Source organism: Anoxybacillus sp. ST4, assembly GCF_019448545.1.
Lineage (GTDB): Bacteria > Bacillota > Bacilli > Bacillales > Anoxybacillaceae > Anoxybacillus > Anoxybacillus pushchinoensis.
The window spans coordinates 89,588-107,484 of the sequence record NZ_JAHZOE010000001.1; the positions used below are offsets into that span (position 1 = coordinate 89,588).

Genomic DNA, 17,897 nt, shown 5'->3' on the forward strand with positions numbered 1-17,897 from the left:
ACCCCTATTTTATTTGTTCATTTATCCCACACCATACGTAATCAACACGGCTGCATATGCGCGCCAATTGTTGATACGACCAACCGACCGCATCTCGCCACGCTCGTTCATGTGCCTCAATCGGGACGATCCCTTGTCCGATATCGCATCCGATCCAAACGACCGTCCGCTCCCCTTCTTTTTCCCATTGCTCCCATGCGTGCACATACGACATCATCGCTTTTTTTTGCTCATCTGTGTAAGGAAGAAACCTTTCGCGAATCCATTGTTCTATTCCTTCTAGCACAACAACAGACGCCGTTTTTTCATCATGGGGAGGCGGAAGTGGTCGTTCATATGCGCAATGCCAAATATGCGGGGTATGCGTGAGTGAATAATATGCGTTTACCCATTTTCGCTTTCCTTGAAACGCACCGCCGCTAACGAAATGCATCGTTTTCTCTCCTTCCATCGCTCGTTCGTATTGTAAAGTGTTACTCCTTCATCAAACGGAACGTGCCATTCCCAAAACGGACGTGTTTTAGGAGCGTACTGCGACAATAAGTAACGTATGACTCCCCCATGCGTCACAACGACAATATGAGAAGCCGAGCGGCTAATGAGATCATCGATCGCTCGTTCGATACGCCCTTGAAAATGGCGAAACGATTCGCCATTTGGTGGTGAATGGTGAATGGGATCATCTATCCATCGCCAATATGACTCGACCGTCTGTAACTCGGCGTACGTTTTTCCTTCAAAATCGCCAAAATTCAATTCGCGCCAACGATACGAACATTCGATTAAAGCATGAGGAAAAAGAAGATGAGCTGTTTGTCGACAACGAAGCAAGTCGCTTGTAATCACGACATCGGCGTGTAGCGAGTGCGACACATTCGGCTTTTTCACAATCGGTACATTCGTCCATCCGATATATCGTTTCTCCTCATTTTCCTTCGTTACAAAATGGCGAATGCATGTAATAGCCACATGACGAACCATAAAAACGTTTCGCTCCCTTCAATAAACGCTCCTAACACATCGCCAGTTACTCCACCAAACTGTTTTACGACAAACGCTTTCGCTATCACATAAAACAACATAAGCGCCAAAAACAAAACGAGCGTCTCACGCGAAAATAAGCAAACACCCCCATACATAGCAACAAACGGCACAAAGCGACGGTCAACATGTTGACGAAAAGATGATGCCATTCCGGTTTGTTTCGCGAGCGGCGCAGTCAATAAAAGCAACGTCATCCCGAGACGCGAAAGGAGCGGAAGGCAAAAAAGAGAAAATAGCGAGAAATGTGCGATCGTTTCAAACATAAAAATGAAACGAAAGCCGAGCAAAAAGAAAAGCGAGAGCACCGCAAACGCTCCGACGCGCGAATCGCTCATAATTTCGAGACGTCGTTGTTGATCGCGATACGAAAAATATGCATCGCTACAATCCATCCAGCCGTCCGCATGCAATCCACCTGACAAAAAGATAGATGAAAATAATAGTAAAAATGATAAAACGAGCAAAGAAATGTGACCGAATAATAACGCATGTTGGGCAACGAGAAGTGCCCCAATCATTGCACCGACGAGCGGAAACGACAACACAGCTATGCGACCTGTTCGTTCATTCCAGTCCACTTGCATTCGTAGCGGGAGAACAGTTAAAAACTGTACCGCTAATATGATTCCGCGCCACATGGCCATCTTCCTTTCTTTACGATCGGCAAACCGTATTTCATCAATATAGCCACATCGCTCCATGCCGCAATGTGTTGATGAAGCAAACCGAGTCCGTGCATATATGCATACGTCCCTCGCTCATGCGGCACACCATCGCAAAATAGTTCGTTGCTCACAACAATGAGCGCTTTCACTTTTTCGCCTAATTGTTTTATTTGCTGGGCGATGCGCGGCACTTTTACATGTACGTTCCATTCGTCATCGCGAAATAACTCATTTGCCCATAAATTCGTTAAACAATCAAGCAAAACGACATGACGCTCAGAAAAAATAGGAAGGAGCACATCAAGATCATACGGTTGTTCCCACGTTTGCCATCGATCGTATTGCCGCTCGTGTTGATGATGGGCAATGCGCGCTTCCATTTCCTTATCGGTACGCATCGCTGTCGCGATATAATGAAGTGAGCATGTTTCTTGTGCGATCGTTTTGGCACATTGTTCCGCAAAGGAAGATTTACCGCTACGCACCCCACCGCTAATAAATACGATCACGTATTCCACCTTCTTAAATAAGAAAGTAAGCGGTCATTTTCTTCTTTCGTTCGAACGGCGAGACGAATATATTTCCCGGCAAGCCCGCGAAAGTTCAACGTATGACGCGCAACAATGCCATGTTGCAAAAGAAATGGAAAAAGCGTCATCGTCTCATCTTGCAATATGTAAAAGTTTACAACAGACGGAGAATGAATGTATCCAAGTTTAGCAAATTGCGTAAATAGCCGATCTCTTTCCGATGCGATATGCACTTTTGTTCGGCGCACAAACTCATCATCTCGCAACAGTCGTTCGCCTAGTTGTTGCGCGACCGTATTGACGCTCCACGGTGGCTGCTTTTCCATCATCTTTTTTATGACATATTCATGTGCGAGCACATAACCGAGCCGTACACCTGGCAATCGATACATTTTCGTTAACGAGCGCAATACAATTAAGTGGTCAAACATAGGCAAATCATACGAAACGGAATAGCCATCAAGCCAAAAATCGTAAAAAGCTTCATCGACAATGACAAATACTTTTTCATCGTGTGCGGCTTTCAACAAAGCATACATCGTTTCTTTTGGCCAGACCGTCCCCGTCGGGTTGTTCGGATGGCAAAGAAATAGTGCGTGTAAAGACGATAAGCACTCAATGATTTGATCAATTGGCGGTTGTCCATGTTCATCTAACAAAAACGAATGGATCGTACAACCGTACGTCTCGCATGCGCGCTCATATTCTGAAAACGTCGGCTCGATGATACCGATATGTTTTTTAGCAAACTGTTGAGCAAGCAAATAAATGCATTCTGCAGCACCATTGCCGACAAATACGTTGGAGCGCGTTACATGTTCTCGTTCGGCAATGATTGCTCGAAGCGTTTCGCTTCGCTCTTCAGGGTATACGCTCATCCAGCGAACCCATTGTTGTTCGGTTGGCATATATTCGTCTGGAAGCGGGAACGGATTCACATTTACGCTAAAATCGATATACGAACTCGGCATATCCATGTGCATCGCTTCGTATAAACGACGCGGATTAGCCCCATGTGCAGGCAACTGCAAGCAAACTCCCCCCGATCGTAAAAGCTATTGTTGTACGTCTCATTATCGCCACCGCTTGCTTAATATGCTCACATTTCAACGGAACGGATGCATCGCCAATCGTTGGACGAACGGATATGACCCCGTTGTATGTATTCACCCCTCCGAGTTGAACACCTAATAGGGCAGCCATCGCTGCCTCGCACCATCCGCTATTTGGGCTTGGATGGTTGCGAGCATCGCGAAATAATAGTTTCCACATGCGTATGTTTGCGCGATGAATAAGCAACATCACACACGCTGTCAGTCGCGCAGGAACGTAATTGAACGCGTCGTCTAAACGGGCTGAAGCCCAGCCAAATTGGGCATACCGTTCATTTTTATATCCGAGCATCGAATCGCACGTATTTACCGCCCGATACAACATTGCGAAAGCTCCACCGCCAATGAACGCGTAAAACAATGGTGCTGTCACTCCGTCACTCGTATTTTCTGCAACTGTCTCAACACATGCTCGCACAATTTCTTCTTCTTGTAGCGCCTCGGTGTCGCGTCCAACGATCATTCCTACTTTTTTTCTTGCTTCGTTTATGTCGCCCCTTTCTAATGGACGGAGCACATCATATGCCGCTTTTGCTAAGCTTGTCGGGGCAATAGAAGTAAAAATGATAAGCGCTTCCATGAAAACACCAAATATTGTCGACAGTCGATACGAAATAACGATAACTGCATAGCTAACGATAAACGTCAACGCGCAAACGATAAATGATGCCCCTACTCCCTTCCATTTGCGACATCTTCCTTTATTCCAATGGCGATCAATATAAGCAATCCACCATCCAATCCAACATACCGGATGAAAACGATGAGGGTCAGCAAATCGCCGATCAAGCAAAAGGGCCATGATCACAGCCCATACGTGCGTCATCGGCTTTCCCCCTTTCGCTTTCGATAGCGGTCAATAGCTGTTTGCGTTGCTTCATATACTGCACGTGCAAGCTGTTTACCGATCGGTGTAATCGTTCCAGCGTATGCATAACATGTTCCTTGTTGAGAAGCGGCGATGGCAATAGAATCGGTTGATGTTCCTGTCGCGATCGTATTCGTTTGCGGATCGACGACTTGTTTATCATACAACGCTTTTGCTTTTGCTTCTGTTGCAGTCATTAGCGCTTGCACGAACGCAGCTTCTGATAAATGACCATCGATAAAAACGAACGTATTAATCGTCCCTGGAGAAGCGACTACATCTGTACGCCGCCAAGCATTTGCACTATCTACCGCATTTCCAACTCCAGCGGTCACCGCAACAAACAACCGAATATCTTCATCAACAAATGAAAACGCCACATCTTTCACATCGACAGCGGTCATCATTCCGACCGTCCATTGCTCATCAAAACCGTGTTGCCTCAAAAATTGAATCATCTCCTGCTCGGCATCGTCACAACGATAATCAAGCGGAACATGCCGATTGACGAACGTCGTCGCCCAACGTATACCGCCGCCAACAAGGGCAGATGAAAGCACTTTAAACGGCTTAGCTGTCTCTACGACGAGCATCGTTTCGTGTTCTTTGACGTGCCATAATCCCTCGTCTATATGCGGCATAGAAAATGGAACGAATGTGACGAGCGGCTTCGGTAAAACCGGGTGTTCGTGACGTTTCATTTTTGTTTCAAATACGCACTCAATCATTGATTCGCTCAACAATTCCCGCGGCGTTCCGCATGCAACAGCTTTTCCATCTTTCAATAAAAGAAGTCGGTCGCAATAAAGCGAGGCAATATTTATATCATGAAAAATAGCTACAACGGTAAGCCCTGATTGTTTTAATAAATTGAGCAACTTAAACTGCTGCGCCACATCCATATGGTTCGTCGGTTCATCTAAAAGCAATACGCGTGGTTGTTGCGCTAACGACCGTGCGAGTGCAGCGCGTTGCCGTTCCCCTCCGCTTAATTGTTCTAACCGTACATGTTGTTTATGCGTCAATGTAACGGAATGAATCGCTTCAGTAACAGTTTGTTCATCCTCGTTTGTCCAGCGCGGCAAAAGCGATGACTGATAAGGATAACGACCGAGTTCAGCCATTTCTTTTACTGTATAACCAAACGAAATATCTGTATGTTGAGGTAACGTCGCAACGAGCTTTGCATATTGTCTCGGTTTATACGTCTGAATCGGTTGACCGTAAACAAACATATCCCCTTGTTGCAAAGGAAGTTCACGGCTCATCAGTTTCATTAGCGTCGTTTTCCCGCTTCCGTTCGGTCCTAACATACCGAAAAACTCCCCTTCATAAACGGTAAACGAAACATCTTCCAACACTTTTTTTTCCCCATATTGATACGAAACGTGCTTTACATCTATCATATCGATCACGTCTTCCGTCTTAAACTTTTAAATAACAATATTGCAAACAATGGTGCGCCAATAAATGATGTGATGACTCCAATCGGCAACTCCCGCGGGGCAACGATCGTTCGCGCAACTAAATCTGCTAATACGAGAAACGTTCCCCCATACAAAAAAGAAAGCGGCAATAATCTTTTATGATTAGCTCCACAAATGAGACGCGTCATATGAGGGATGACAAGACCAACAAACCCGATCGTTCCTGATACTGCCACAGCTGCTCCTGTAAGTAGCGATGCGCTCAACAAAATAAATAGTTTGCGCTGTAACACATGCACGCCAATGCTTGCAGCTGCTTGTTCCCCAAACGAAAATGCGTTTAGCTCGCGAGTGTGAACAAATAGACCGATAGAACCGATCACGAAAAACGGAAAAAACAAGGAAACGTACGACCAACCGCGCATCGCTACGCTCCCCATAAGCCAGCCGATGACTTGACGTAGCTCTTCTCCACTTAGGGCAACCATGAGCGAAATGAGCGAACCGAAAAAAGCGTTCATCATAATACCAATTAAAACAATCGTCTCCATTGCCATATTTGGCTCGGCAAGACGAGCGAACAACAAAACGAACAACAATGTGATGAGTGCAAAAATAACGCTAACAATCGGCAACGTAAAACGCCCAAGAAACGGCAGATAAAGGTGAAAGAAAAAAACGATGACCGCTCCGACAGCTGCCCCAGATGAGACACCGATCGTGTACGGGTCAGCCAAAACGTTTTTCAATAGTCCTTGAAAAGCAACGCCCGCTATAGCTAAAGCTGCTCCGATGAGAAAAGCGAGCACAACCCTCGGTAGACGAATCGAAACAATGATTTGCGAATCGGTGGCAGGCACTGTCGGTGTATGAATCAATGTCCCCCATATAGAAGAAAAGGGAATCGATTGTGATCCAATCGATATCCCTAACAATATGGCAGCTATCGCAATGATTGATGCAACGATGTAATTATTGAAAAATGTCTGGATAAACGGCTTTGGCAATTTCTTCGACCCCTTCAGCTAAACGTGGTCCTGGACGAGAAACTAAATCCGAATTGACGTCATATACGCGTTTATTTTTAATGGCAGGGACGTCTTTCCATGCTGGGCGAGCGAGCACTTGCTCAACTGCGTTCGGCGTGTAATAACCGTACGTCGTAATAATGACATCCGGGTTTAACGCCACTGCATCTTCTTCTGTAAACATCGGCCATCCTTCTTGATCACCTGCCGCATTTTTCGCATGAATGATCGCTAACATTTCATCCATAAATGTTCCTTTTCCAGCTGTATAAATTTCTGGTGCAGGCGAGACTTCGATCCAAACGGTTGCTTCTTCTTTCACCTCTTTTGCTTTTTCAGCAATGGCATCGATTTTTTGCTTCATTTGTTTCACAACGTCCGATGCTTCTTTCGTTTTCCCTGTCGCTTTACCGATTAGTTCAATGGAAGCATACACGTCATTCAACGATGTAGCATTTGGCACAACAATGACTGTAATGCCCGCATCTTTCAATTGTTTTAATCCTTCTTCAGAGTTATGTGCACTTGACGCGTGTGCAAGCACAACGTCCGGCTGAAGTGCGATAATTTTTTCAACATTAAACTCCATGTCGCCGATTTTTTCTTTATTTTTCACATCTTCCGGATAGTTATCAAAATCGCTTACACCAACGATTTTGTCACCAAGTCCTAACGCATACGCAATTTCTGTATTGCTCGGGATAAGCGAAACGATCTTCGCTGGCTCCTTTTCAATCGTCACGTCACCAAACGCATCTTTTACTGTGACAGGAAATGCGACCTCCGCTACTTTCTCCTCTTGCTTTGTCTCTTTTGCCGGCTCTGCGTTATTCGCGCACGCCGCTAATCCGAGCGTCAGCACGAGCACCAAAAGCCATACATACTGTTTCCACTTTTTCATCGTTTTTCCCCCTCTTTATGTATATAAAAATAAAAAGCTCACCCCGAATGGAATGAGCTGGAAACAACAAAAGACAACCGTCACCTTTGTCGTTTCGACGTCTCACTCCCCGAAGACGCGAATGACGATGCAAAAAGGCAGGTCTACTGACTTATGCGTCATCCTACTTTGAAGCCTTCCCATACGAATTGTACAGTGGCGTCCTTCATTTCGTCAGCATTTACAGTTGCGGGGACAGTTCTGGACTTGCACCAGATTCCCTATTAAGTCTACTAGGTTTCCCATTCGACACCTTTTTGCAACGAACGTATACAATTGTCGAACAATTTTTACGTTTCTATCATAGCCGAAAACATCGCTTATGACAACAAAAATTTTCTATTTCAATGGAAGTGTAAATGTAAACATCGTTCCTTCGCCGAGCTTACTATGAACGGCGATCGTTCCTTTATGCGCCTCAACGATGTTTTTCGCAATCGCAAGACCTAATCCTGTGCCAGAGCGACCGCGTGTACGTGCTTTATCCGCTTTGTAAAAGCGCTCAAACACGAACGGCAAATCTTCTTCAGCAATGCCAGAGCCTGAGTCTCGAACAGAAATGCGCACCGCCTCTTCGTCCCCATCGACTATGACACGAACTTCCCCACCGTCATCTGTGTGACGAAGAGCATTATCAATTAAATTCGTCAGCACTTGTTCGATACGGTCAGGGTCAAGCAACACGACAAATTCTTCATTTATGTCCACGAGCAAGCGAACTCCTTTTTCTTTCGCTAACGCTTGAAACTTATGAATGATGCGCTCGGTGTATGAACGAAGCGGCACGCGCTCTTTATGAAGCGTTAAATGTCCTGCTTCCATACGCGCTAAATCAAGCAAGTCGTTAACGAGGCGACCCATGCGCAACGATTCATCATAAATGACTTTTGCCAATTCTTTCTTTTCTTCATCTGTCGCCGCGATGTCGTCGACAATGGCTTCACTATACCCTTGCAACATGGCGATTGGCGTTCGCAACTCATGCGAGACGTTGGCGATAAAATCTTTGCGCAACTTATCGAGCCGGCGTTCTTCTGTCATATCTCGAAGCACTGCAACCGCCCCGCGAATCACTTTGCCATTGTACAACGGCGTCATAACAATGACCCAATTGCGACCTTGTAAAGCAATTTCTGCTGCTTGTTCTTTCTCCTCCATGATGGCCTTTGTAAACAGTTCATTCACTTGGGGAGGAAGCGGCAGCAAGTCTTCACGATTCCCTTGTTCATAATACCAAGCTTGCAAAAAGCGGTCGGCAGGCGGATTCGTAACAAGCACTTCGCCATTTCGATTAAGTGTAATCACCCCGTCTGCCATGCTACTTAAAATGCTCGCTAGTTGCTCTTTTTCTTGATTTAACGCATTAATATGAAATTGTAATTGCCGACCCATCTGGTTAAACGCCATAGCCAGTTCCCCAATTTCATCATGGGTGACGATCGGCACTTTGGAATCGAATTTTCCGCGCGCCATTTCAAACGCGACTTGTCTCATTTTTCTAAGCGGTGCCGTAATTCTTGTCGATAAGAAAAAGGCAAATACCGTCGTTAACACAATAGCAATAAATGCAGCAAGAAAAATAAACTTCGTCGTTTGTTTTGTCGTTTCTTCTACAGCTTTTAGCGATTGATATACGAACACAGCACCGTTTCCATCAGATGTGCGAAGCGGCACACCAACAATAAACAACTCGTTATAAACCCGATTTCGCATCGTTTCGTTTGGCATCATCGCCCGTTTCACTACTTTCTTTCCATCAAATACGCGCGACAACTGCTTATCTTGTTGAACAAACGAAAGCGGCAAATCAACGAGCTGTTCATTTGGTGAGTACCAATAATGACGATCGTCAATAATAATCATTAGTTTGGATACATCATCAACCATCGTCCATGCAATTGAGCGAGCAAACTGCTCATCATGCTCGGCGACGACGCGGGCAACTTTTACTGCTTGTTGAGTGAGTTGCTCTCCCGTTTTTTCCAAATAATATTTTTCAAAAAAACTTAGCAACAAAATGGTTAAAATAAAGAGGACGAAAGCAACAAGCAATAAAATTGTCAGCCATAATTTGCCGACTACACTACGCCATAGTGCCATCATTCATTCACGACCTCAAATTTGTACCCAACGCCCCAAACGGTGACGATCATTTTCGCTGCTGCTGGCGATACTTTATTTAACTTTTCGCGCAACCGTTTGACATGCGTATCAACTGTTCGTAAATCACCAAAAAATTCGTAATGCCATACTTCTTTTAACAATTGCTCGCGATCAAACACTTTATCTGGTGACTTCGCTAAAAAATGAAGCAACTCGTACTCTTTCGGAGTTAAGCTAACTTCATGCCCATCTGCTGTCACCCGATGCGCATCATGGTCAATTGTTAAATGAGGAAATACGAGCACATCTCGTGCTGTCGTATCCGTTGTTACATATGGAGAGTTCGCTGTACGGCGAAGCAGCGCTTTCACGCGGAGCACCACTTCACGCGGGCTAAACGGCTTAACGATATAATCGTCCGTTCCTGCTTCAAATCCTTGCACGCGATTAGCTTCCTCTCCCTTCGCTGTTAACATAATGACGGGTGTCGCTTTTTTCTCACGCAACTGTTTGCACACTTCAATACCGTCTTTTCCAGGTAACATAAGGTCAAGCAAAATCAAGTCATAATCATTGTCAAGCGCTAATGCTAGCGCTTCTTCACCGTTTTCTGCTTCATCGATCATATATTGCTCACGTTCTAAATACATACGAAGCAAACGACGAATGCGCTCTTCGTCATCGACAACTAAAATTTTAATTTCCTTCTCCATGATGTCATTCCCTCCTCGTTCACTATTGTACAAAACTGCCATACTTTTTTCTACTCCTCATAAAAAAAACGCCTTCTTTATGAAGGCGTTAAGACGCAGCATAAGAGTGTAGGCCTGCAATCACTAAGTTTACCGCTATTAAGTTAAACATAATGATCGCAAATCCAATGACCGCAAGCCATGCGGACCGCTCGCCATGCCAACCTTTTGACAATCGTAAATGTAGAAACGCTGCATAAAACAACCATGTGATGAGCGCCCATACTTCTTTCGGATCCCAACCCCAAAAGCGCGTCCATGCAATTTGTGCCCAAATCATCGCAAAAATAAGCGCACCAAGCGTGAATACAGGGAAGCCGATCGCCACAGAACGATAACTAATTTCATCAACTAAGTCCAAATTTACGTTTTTCACAAGCGGCTGCAATGCGGCTGCAATACGTTTGCGTAAGAAAAGGCGAAGCAATCCATATAATACACCACCTGCAAACAATGACCAAATCACTGTATTTAATTTGCGAGCATTAATAATTGCAGGCATATGAACGAACGGTTCCATCCGTCCTTCCGTTTTTAACACCCCTTCATGCGGGCCGACAAGCGCTGGCATGTGGTACACCATTTCACTTTGCTGTCCATTTTTGTCAATCCATTCAAACGTAGCTTCATAACCAGCCACACGAAACGATGTAGTTACGATAACAAAACCGAGCGTGCTAATTAAGAAAAATAACACAAACTCTAGCCAAAACGTACGTTTGCTCGCTTTCGACTGATCGACTACTCGAATTAAATAAATGAGCCCCGCTGCAAAGCTAATAGCTAAAATGGCCTCGCCAACTGCTGCGGTTATGACATGAATATGCAACCAATCGCTTTGTAAAGCTGGGATGAGCGGAGAGATTTCCCTTGGAAACATGCTTGCATACGCGATCACTAAAATGGCGATTGGCAAAGTAAATAAGCCGAGTAAACTCGTTTTATAAATAAAATAAATGACAATAAACGCGCCAACAAGCATCATGCCAAAAAACGTCGTAAATTCGAATAAGTTGCTGACAGGTGCATGTCCGGCTGCGATCCAGCGCGTGATGAAATAACCAAGCTGAGCGAGAAACCCAACGATCGTTACAAAAATTCCGAGCGTTGCCCAACGGTCTACTCCTTCTCTCTTTTTAGGACGAATCGCGCCCCCAAAGAAGAATGTTGCGACTAAATAAAGAACAAATGCAACGTACAGTAACGTGCTGCTTAGCTGAACCACGATGTTCCCCCCTTATGACCGCTTGTCCAATTGATCGATTGGCATGACAAACGGTGTATCGTTAAATATTCTTTCAAGCTCCTTTTTTAATCCAAACCAGTTTTTGTTCGTATGTGCTGCAATAAGCACATCTTCGTTGATCCGCTGAATCCATACACGCCGGTGGTTCCAATACATTCCTTGTATAAGGCCAATCATAAAAATGGTGCCCCCGATACCTAAAATCCAGAGCGTAAAATCACGACGGACGGTTAACGCCGATACATGTCGTGTGTCAGCACCAGCAAACGCCATTTTATACTTGTTATCACCGAACGGTTCGATCGTTTGACGAATAGCAGTAAAACTGACTTCCCCTTTCGGACGATCTGGGGCAAACATTTTAAATACAAACGCCGGGTTGTTTGGCACTTTCGAGCGCGTATTCGGATTTCCATTTTCATCAAAATAAAAATCTGGAAAGTAGCTTAATAGTTGTACTTTATAACCGTTGCCAAGATCATATTCTTTCTCCGGTTGGATTAAATCAACTGTAATCGTCCCAAAAGACTTGGCCGTTTGTTTATCTGTCAAATGGAACGACATACTTTTTAGCTCATTCAGTTTAAAGTCCACTTGGTACAATGCATAGTGGTCGTGTTTGAGCGGCTCGTTGACACGAATGGAAAAGCTTTTTATTTTTTTTAACTTCGGCTCTTCACCGGCAACAACCGGGCCAACACGCTCATATAGCACCACATCTGTTTGATAGTTTTTCGCCATCATTCCGCTACCGACACGGTCAATGGCAGCTTGAAACGCCTCTTTTTCCTTTTCTTTCTCGTATACTTCAAAAATAAATGTTTTGTTTTCTAAAAAATATTTCCCATTCGTTCCCGGAATTTCTTTTATTTCACCTTCACGAATCCACATGTTTTCGTCGACATACATTCCTGGAACGAAGCGAAGCATCGCGCCAATTAAAAAAACGATAAGCCCAATATGGTTGACGTACGGTCCCCAACGGGAGAAGCGGCCTTTTTCGGCCAAAATATTTCCATCCTCTTCACGAATACGATAGCCCCGTTTCGTTAACCGATCGACCACGCGAGGTAAAGCATTTTCGTAGTCTTTCACTTGTGAACGGCTAAATAGACGTTGGCGTTGTAAAAATTGTTCATTTCTCGTCACCCGCTGATTGTTTAACGCCCGATATAGCGGTACAACACGGTCTAAACTACAAATGACGAGCGATACACCAATGAGCGCTATAAGCAACATATACCACCATGAGCTATATAAATCGTGAAATCCTAGCGCGTAATACCATTTCCCGAGCCAACCGTACTGCTCCTCATAATATTCAGCTGGCGACACTGTTGGCGGAATGTACATTTGTTGCGGATAAATTGTGCCGATGGCCGAAGCGACTAACGTAATAACGATAAGCCAAACCCCAACTTTAACAGACGAAAAGAAGTTCCATATTTTATCAACAATCGTTTGGTTGTACGTTTGCGAACGGCGAGCGCTTCCTTCATAACGCATGTCCAATAACATTGGCACTTCTTCTAACGGCTTACCACATGCTTCGCAAAGAACTGTACCAATCGGATTCACGTGCCCGCATTCACATTTTACTTGTTCCATGTCGAAAACCCCTTACGGCTTAATTCGTTCCATATATTTTTTTACATCCTCTTCCGTCATCGTCCCTGTAATGATATCTACAATTTTGCCTTCTTTGTCAATTAAAAATGTCGCTGGCAACGGACCGATGTTGTATGCATTCATGACTTGATCTTGCTGATCGATGACGACTGGAAACGTCAGCTGAAAGCGATCAACGAACGTTTGTACTGTTACTTTCGCTTCCCCTACGTTAACCGCAATCACTTCTACTCCTTCATTTTTGTATACATTGTATTGGCTATTGATATACGGCATTTCTTTTTCACACGGTTTGCACCACGTTCCCCAAAAGTTTAAAAATACACCTTTTCCACGATAATCGGATAGTTGAATTTTGTTGCCGTTTAAGTCGGTAAGTACGAAGTCTGGCGCCGAATCGCCTACTTGAATTGCTCTTTTCTCGACAAAAACGTTCGAATAAATCGTATAACCAATAGCCGCGAGCATGATGGCTAAAATGACTGTTCGAAGCCAAAATCGCTTTTCTTTCATCGCCAACTCTCCTATAAACCGTTTTCATCAACCTCATTATACAAGTTACCACTATATAAATAATGAAAATTATTTGAACAAAATGTGACAAAATTATGATACGTACGGCGAACCAGCTAATGCAAGCGCACGCAATTGCTTCACTTCATGCGGCGACAGTTCTCGATAATCTCCCGGATTCATCCCTTTCAAGTCTAAAAACGCATAACGTTCCCGCTTTAACTTTAAAACAGGATGTCCGATCGCTTCGAACATGCGGCGCACTTGACGATTTCTCCCTTCATGAATGCGAAGTTCAACGATCGCCGTCTGTTTCCGTTTGTCAATTGACAATACTTTCGCTTTCGCTGGCGCTGTTACCCCATCTTCTAGCGCAACACCTTTTTCAAGCTGTTTCACTTTTTCACGTGCTGGGATGCCTTTTACTTTTGCAATGTACACTTTTTCAATTTCATAGCGCGGGTGCATTAATAAATTAGCAAACTCCCCATCGTTTGTCAGCAGCAACAATCCAGACGTATCGTAATCTAACCGTCCGATCGGATAAATGCGCTTGTTTACATGTTTGAAAAAGTCGGTCACTACTTTTCTTCCCTTTTCATCCTTTACGCTACAAATTACACCGCGCGGCTTGTATAACAAATAATATACCGGCTCTTCGCGTTCGAGCGGAATGCCATCCACTTCAATGCGATCTTGTGGACTAACTTTCACCCCAAGTTCCGTCACAACTTTTCCATTTACTTTCACTTTTCCTTCGACGATCAATTGCTCTGCTTTTCTTCGCGATGCGATGCCAGCATGAGCAATTACTTTCTGTAATCGTTCCATTTCATTCACCTCACTATATAGTTTTACCATATTCGGTACAGGAGTTCAAAAATAAGAAAAAGCGATCGCAATGGACCGCTTCACTTTCCAAACATCCATAATACAACAACAAATGATACAATAAAGCTAACAAAGTCCGCAAGCAGGCCGACTTTTAATGCATCGCCCATTTTGCGTATGCCGACAGCACCGAAGTAAACGGTGAGCACGTATAACGTCGTTTCTGTACTTCCTTGAATCGTAGAGGCTAATCGCCCGATAAATGAGTCTGGACCATACGTCGCGATTAAATCAGTAACGATTCCGAGCGAAGCGGTGCCTGAGATCGGACGAATGAGCGCAAGCGGTACGACTTCAGGCGGCAAACCAATAGGCGCGATGAGCGGTTTCATGTACGACATGAAAAATTCAAGCGCACCGGAAGCGCGAAAAACAGAAACAGCAACGAGCATACCGACTAAATACGGAATGAGAGAAAAGGCGATTTGAATCCCTTCCTTTCCCCCTTCAACAAACGCTTCATACGTCGGTACACGCTTGTACGTTCCGTGCAACAAAATGCACGCAATTAACGTTGGAATAAGCCAAAACGACAAAAATTGAATAACGTGCATCACAACCCTCCTTTTTTACGCCTCCGTATGTAAAATGCACGGTCGATCATAATGGCTGATATAGTCGCAATAAGCGAGGCAACAAACGTTGTGCCGATAATTTCCCCGGGAGAAGCGGATTGATATGTCATTCGAATCGATATGACCGTTGCCGGAATAAGTGTAATGCTTGCCGTATTTAAAGCGACAAACGTGATCATCGAACGGCTCGGTTCGTCTGTTCGACCGTTTAATTGCTTCAATTGCTCCATCGCTTTAATGCCAAGGGGAGTCGCAGCATTGCCGAGCCCAAACATATTTGCGATCATGTTCGATAATATATACCCGAGCGCAGTGTGGTCAGGCGGCACTTCCGGAAAAATTTTTTTGGCAATTGGTCGAAACAAACGGGCAAAAAACGAAAGTAGCCCAGACTGTTCGGCAATTTTCATTAAACCGAGCCAAAAAACGAGCACGCTAATAAGCCCAATGCTAATTGTCACCGCTTCTTTCGCCCCTTGAAACATCGCCTCATTCACATCTTTGATCGTGCCGTTTATCGTAGCGAATACGAGCCCAATGATTAAAAGCGCAACCCAAATGAGATTAACCATCGCTGTCCACCCCTAACAGCCAATCAAAAAAAGAACGCTTTTTCTTTTCCTGCTTATAAAAAATAGGGGTGTCGTCAACTTTTTCGTTTCCGATGTATAGCTCAGCCCTTCCAACGACAGACGGCACGCCTGTCTCTTTCCAGCGCTCTTGTGGACGAAGCAATTTTCGCTCTAAACGAAGCAACTGCCCCTCTTTTTTTGTAATCGGATATATAAAATCACGCACAACGAATAGATGATCACCATAGAAAGGATCTTTTATATCTTGAACGATCGTAGTTGCTTTAATCGTCACAAGTTCATAGTTCGCAAATCCGTGCTCATACATAGCAATATGATCGTTCCAATCATCCCCTGCGTTAATGGTGACTGCAATCAGTTCAAGACCATCTTTTGAAGCAGTTGTCACTAATGTGCGCTTCGCCCGCTTCGTATAGCCTGTTTTTCCACCTGTGCAATATTCATATAAATGCGTCAATAGCTTATTTTTGTTACGCCAAACCCGATCCCAATCTTCCGTCGGATTTGGGGCACGATACAATTTCGTTCCCGACACTTCGCGAAATTGTTCATTTTGCATTGCATATCGCATAAGTAGCGCCATATCATACGCAGTGGAATAATGGTTTTCGGCATCATCTAACCCGTGCGGATTCGCAAATTGTGTATTTGTCATCCCGATTTCCGCTGCTTTTTCGTTCATTAAAAAGACGAACCCTTCAACGCTGCCACCCACGTGCTCAGCGATCGCCACCGCTGCATCATTTCCAGAACGAAGCATAAGCCCATATACTAAATGTTTGAGCGCAATTTTCTCCCCTTGTTTCAAATAAATAGAGGACCCTTCTGTGCGAACTGCCCGTTCACTTACCGTCACAAGCTCTTCCCATTTTCCCGATTCGATTGCTAAAATGGCTGTCATAATTTTTGTAATGCTCGCAATGCGTCGTTTCGTATGGGCATCTTTTTCAAATAGCACTCGTCCTGTCGTTTGTTCCATTAAAATCGCGCTTTTCGCACTAACCGACATCGCTTTTGCTTCATTCGGAAAAAGCGAACAAAAAAAACAAAGCACGATCATCCATATGAACCATTGCCGTCGCATACACTCTCATCCCTTTGTCCGTTTTGTACAAGTGTATGCGCCAGTCAATGATGTATGACAAAAAGACCGCTACATGACGCGGTCTTTCGCTCTTGCCAATCGCCGTTGGACATCATCCCAGTTGACAACATTCCACCATTGTTGGACGTACGTCGCGCGATCGTTTTTATATTGCAAATAATATGCATGTTCCCATACATCTAATACGAGAAGCGGAACAGTCGTCCATTGTGTCCCATGTTGATGTTTTTCGGTTTGTAAAATTTCTAATCGCCCTGCAAACGGCGACCAAACGAGGAGCACCCATCCGCTTCCTTCTACTTGTTTTGCCGCTTCTGTAAAATGTCGTTGAAACGCTTCAAAGCTCCCAAAATCACGTTCGATTTGTTGAAGTAGTTCCCCTGTCGGGCGTCCGCCACCCCGAGGTTTCATATTGTTCCAAAAAATTGTGTGCAAATAATGTCCTGAACCATGAAACGCAGCTTCCCGTTCCCAATGTTTTAATAACGCATAGTCATTTTTTTCGCGCGCCTGTTGCATCATTTTCTCCGCACGATTTAAACCGTCAACATAACTTTGATGATGTTTTTCGTGATGCAAACGCATAATCTCTTCAGCAATATACGGCTCTAATGCGTTGTACGCATACGGTAACCTAGGTAGCGTATGTCCCCCAATGGGTACGCGCTTGCGCTGTAATTGTTCATATATGTTTGTTACTTGCTCATGAATGCGCGCGACATCTCCCCGTTCGAGTTCCACCTTTAATTGCTCAACCGCCTCTTCATTTACAAATGGCTTTACACGTTCAAGCCAGGCTTGCACGTTATAAATATATTGTCGCATACAAACACACCTCCTTCGGCATCATATGCAATAAAAAAGAAGCTGACACTC

19 protein-coding genes and 1 riboswitch are annotated in these 17,897 nt (G+C 44.4%); all 19 genes read right to left on the reverse strand.

All coding sequences use genetic code 11. From position 1 onward, the window contains the following. Positions 1-4 precede the first annotated feature (4 nt). The 19 genes from K1I44_RS00530 to K1I44_RS00620 all read right to left on the reverse strand — a co-directional run bounded on the left by K1I44_RS00530 (position 5) and on the right by K1I44_RS00620 (position 17,846). Positions 5-433 (reverse strand): bifunctional adenosylcobinamide kinase/adenosylcobinamide-phosphate guanylyltransferase, encoded by a 429-nt coding sequence (locus tag K1I44_RS00530; RefSeq protein WP_091700471.1) that lies wholly within the window; start codon positions 431-433, stop codon positions 5-7. Continuing rightward, positions 385-981 (reverse strand): histidine phosphatase family protein, encoded by a 597-nt coding sequence (locus tag K1I44_RS00535; protein ID WP_219984956.1) that lies wholly within the window; start codon positions 979-981, stop codon positions 385-387. Before K1I44_RS00535 ends, K1I44_RS00530 begins: the two co-directional genes overlap by 49 nt. Continuing rightward, complete coding sequence (locus K1I44_RS00540) at positions 939-1,688, reverse strand: adenosylcobinamide-GDP ribazoletransferase (RefSeq protein ID WP_219984957.1); 750 nt, start codon at positions 1,686-1,688, stop codon at positions 939-941. The genes K1I44_RS00535 and K1I44_RS00540 overlap by 43 nt, the downstream gene beginning before the upstream one ends. After that, entirely contained in the window at positions 1,661-2,218 is a 558-nt protein-coding gene (locus tag K1I44_RS00545; protein ID WP_003394435.1) for a bifunctional adenosylcobinamide kinase/adenosylcobinamide-phosphate guanylyltransferase, read from the reverse strand. The genes K1I44_RS00540 and K1I44_RS00545 overlap by 28 nt, the downstream gene beginning before the upstream one ends. Continuing rightward, the gene (gene cobD / locus K1I44_RS00550; RefSeq protein ID WP_219984958.1) at positions 2,215-3,270 is read right to left on the reverse strand and encodes a threonine-phosphate decarboxylase CobD; all 1,056 of its coding nucleotides are present in this window, start codon (positions 3,268-3,270) and stop codon (positions 2,215-2,217) included. Before cobD ends, K1I44_RS00545 begins: the two co-directional genes overlap by 4 nt. Beyond that, positions 3,245-4,177: an adenosylcobinamide-phosphate synthase CbiB gene (gene cbiB / locus K1I44_RS00555; RefSeq protein ID WP_003394433.1), complete on the reverse strand. Its 933-nt coding sequence runs from the start codon at positions 4,175-4,177 to the stop codon at positions 3,245-3,247. The genes cobD and cbiB overlap by 26 nt, the downstream gene beginning before the upstream one ends. Beyond that, on the reverse strand, positions 4,174-5,625 hold the full coding sequence (locus K1I44_RS00560; protein WP_219985118.1) for an adenosylcobinamide amidohydrolase: 1,452 nt from the start codon (positions 5,623-5,625) through the stop codon (positions 4,174-4,176). The genes cbiB and K1I44_RS00560 overlap by 4 nt, the downstream gene beginning before the upstream one ends. Before the next feature lie 5 nt (positions 5,626-5,630). Then, the gene (locus tag K1I44_RS00565; protein WP_219984959.1) at positions 5,631-6,653 is read right to left on the reverse strand and encodes a FecCD family ABC transporter permease; all 1,023 of its coding nucleotides are present in this window, start codon (positions 6,651-6,653) and stop codon (positions 5,631-5,633) included. After that, positions 6,619-7,575, reverse strand: coding sequence for an ABC transporter substrate-binding protein (locus K1I44_RS00570; protein WP_219984960.1), 957 nt, complete (start codon positions 7,573-7,575; stop codon positions 6,619-6,621). Before K1I44_RS00570 ends, K1I44_RS00565 begins: the two co-directional genes overlap by 35 nt. A gap of 119 nt (positions 7,576-7,694) precedes the next feature. Further along, positions 7,695-7,886: riboswitch (cobalamin riboswitch) on the reverse strand. A gap of 67 nt (positions 7,887-7,953) precedes the next feature. Continuing rightward, on the reverse strand, positions 7,954-9,717 hold the full coding sequence (locus K1I44_RS00575) for an ATP-binding protein (protein ID WP_304511202.1): 1,764 nt from the start codon (positions 9,715-9,717) through the stop codon (positions 7,954-7,956). Then, positions 9,714-10,430, reverse strand: a complete 717-nt coding sequence (locus K1I44_RS00580; RefSeq protein WP_003394425.1) for a response regulator transcription factor — start codon at positions 10,428-10,430, stop codon at positions 9,714-9,716. Before K1I44_RS00580 ends, K1I44_RS00575 begins: the two co-directional genes overlap by 4 nt. Positions 10,431-10,518: 88 nt before the next feature. Beyond that, positions 10,519-11,694 carry a c-type cytochrome biogenesis protein CcsB gene (ccsB, locus tag K1I44_RS00585; RefSeq protein WP_219984961.1) on the reverse strand — a complete coding sequence of 392 codons (1,176 nt, stop codon included), beginning with the start codon at positions 11,692-11,694 and terminating at the stop codon, positions 10,519-10,521. Positions 11,695-11,706: 12 nt separating this feature from the next. After that, the gene (gene resB, locus K1I44_RS00590) at positions 11,707-13,323 is read right to left on the reverse strand and encodes a cytochrome c biogenesis protein ResB (RefSeq protein WP_219984962.1); all 1,617 of its coding nucleotides are present in this window, start codon (positions 13,321-13,323) and stop codon (positions 11,707-11,709) included. A gap of 12 nt (positions 13,324-13,335) precedes the next feature. Then, the gene (resA, locus tag K1I44_RS00595; RefSeq protein ID WP_003394419.1) at positions 13,336-13,857 is read right to left on the reverse strand and encodes a thiol-disulfide oxidoreductase ResA; all 522 of its coding nucleotides are present in this window, start codon (positions 13,855-13,857) and stop codon (positions 13,336-13,338) included. A 93-nt stretch (positions 13,858-13,950) separates the two neighbouring features. Then, positions 13,951-14,688 (reverse strand): 23S rRNA pseudouridine(2605) synthase RluB, encoded by a 738-nt coding sequence (gene rluB / locus K1I44_RS00600; protein ID WP_003394417.1) that lies wholly within the window; start codon positions 14,686-14,688, stop codon positions 13,951-13,953. 80 nt (positions 14,689-14,768) lie between these two features. Further along, positions 14,769-15,302 (reverse strand): spore maturation protein, encoded by a 534-nt coding sequence (locus K1I44_RS00605; protein WP_003394416.1) that lies wholly within the window; start codon positions 15,300-15,302, stop codon positions 14,769-14,771. Further along, on the reverse strand, positions 15,302-15,895 hold the full coding sequence (locus K1I44_RS00610; RefSeq protein WP_219984963.1) for a nucleoside recognition domain-containing protein: 594 nt from the start codon (positions 15,893-15,895) through the stop codon (positions 15,302-15,304). Before K1I44_RS00610 ends, K1I44_RS00605 begins: the two co-directional genes overlap by 1 nt. Next, positions 15,888-17,000, reverse strand: a complete 1,113-nt coding sequence (locus K1I44_RS00615; protein WP_003394412.1) for a D-alanyl-D-alanine carboxypeptidase family protein — start codon at positions 16,998-17,000, stop codon at positions 15,888-15,890. Before K1I44_RS00615 ends, K1I44_RS00610 begins: the two co-directional genes overlap by 8 nt. A 69-nt stretch (positions 17,001-17,069) precedes the next feature. Then, a complete protein-coding gene (locus K1I44_RS00620; protein ID WP_003394410.1) occupies positions 17,070-17,846 on the reverse strand; it encodes a superoxide dismutase in 777 nt (258 codons plus the stop codon). Positions 17,847-17,897 lie beyond the last annotated feature (51 nt).

Bases quoted from the DNA above. Each gene is read 5' to 3' on its own strand.
- K1I44_RS00530 (WP_091700471.1), bottom strand. From the start codon at position 433: ATGCATTTCGTTAGCGGCGGTGCGTTTCAAGGAAAGCGAAAATGGGTA.
- K1I44_RS00535 (WP_219984956.1), bottom strand. From the start codon at position 981: ATGGTTCGTCATGTGGCTATTACATGCATTCGCCATTTTGTAACGAAG.
- K1I44_RS00540 (WP_219984957.1), bottom strand. From the start codon at position 1,688: ATGGCCATGTGGCGCGGAATCATATTAGCGGTACAGTTTTTAACTGTT.
- cbiB (WP_003394433.1), bottom strand. From the start codon at position 4,177: ATGACGCACGTATGGGCTGTGATCATGGCCCTTTTGCTTGATCGGCGA.
- K1I44_RS00560 (WP_219985118.1), bottom strand. From the start codon at position 5,625: ATGATAGATGTAAAGCACGTTTCGTATCAATATGGGGAAAAAAAAGTG.
- K1I44_RS00570 (WP_219984960.1), bottom strand. From the start codon at position 7,575: ATGAAAAAGTGGAAACAGTATGTATGGCTTTTGGTGCTCGTGCTGACG.
- K1I44_RS00575 (WP_304511202.1), bottom strand. From the start codon at position 9,717: ATGATGGCACTATGGCGTAGTGTAGTCGGCAAATTATGGCTGACAATT.
- K1I44_RS00580 (WP_003394425.1), bottom strand. From the start codon at position 10,430: ATGGAGAAGGAAATTAAAATTTTAGTTGTCGATGACGAAGAGCGCATT.
- resB (WP_219984962.1), bottom strand. From the start codon at position 13,323: ATGGAACAAGTAAAATGTGAATGCGGGCACGTGAATCCGATTGGTACA.
- resA (WP_003394419.1), bottom strand. From the start codon at position 13,857: ATGAAAGAAAAGCGATTTTGGCTTCGAACAGTCATTTTAGCCATCATG.
- rluB (WP_003394417.1), bottom strand. From the start codon at position 14,688: ATGGAACGATTACAGAAAGTAATTGCTCATGCTGGCATCGCATCGCGA.
- K1I44_RS00605 (WP_003394416.1), bottom strand. From the start codon at position 15,302: ATGCACGTTATTCAATTTTTGTCGTTTTGGCTTATTCCAACGTTAATT.
- K1I44_RS00610 (WP_219984963.1), bottom strand. From the start codon at position 15,895: ATGGTTAATCTCATTTGGGTTGCGCTTTTAATCATTGGGCTCGTATTC.
- K1I44_RS00615 (WP_003394412.1), bottom strand. From the start codon at position 17,000: ATGCGACGGCAATGGTTCATATGGATGATCGTGCTTTGTTTTTTTTGT.
- K1I44_RS00620 (WP_003394410.1), bottom strand. From the start codon at position 17,846: ATGCGACAATATATTTATAACGTGCAAGCCTGGCTTGAACGTGTAAAG.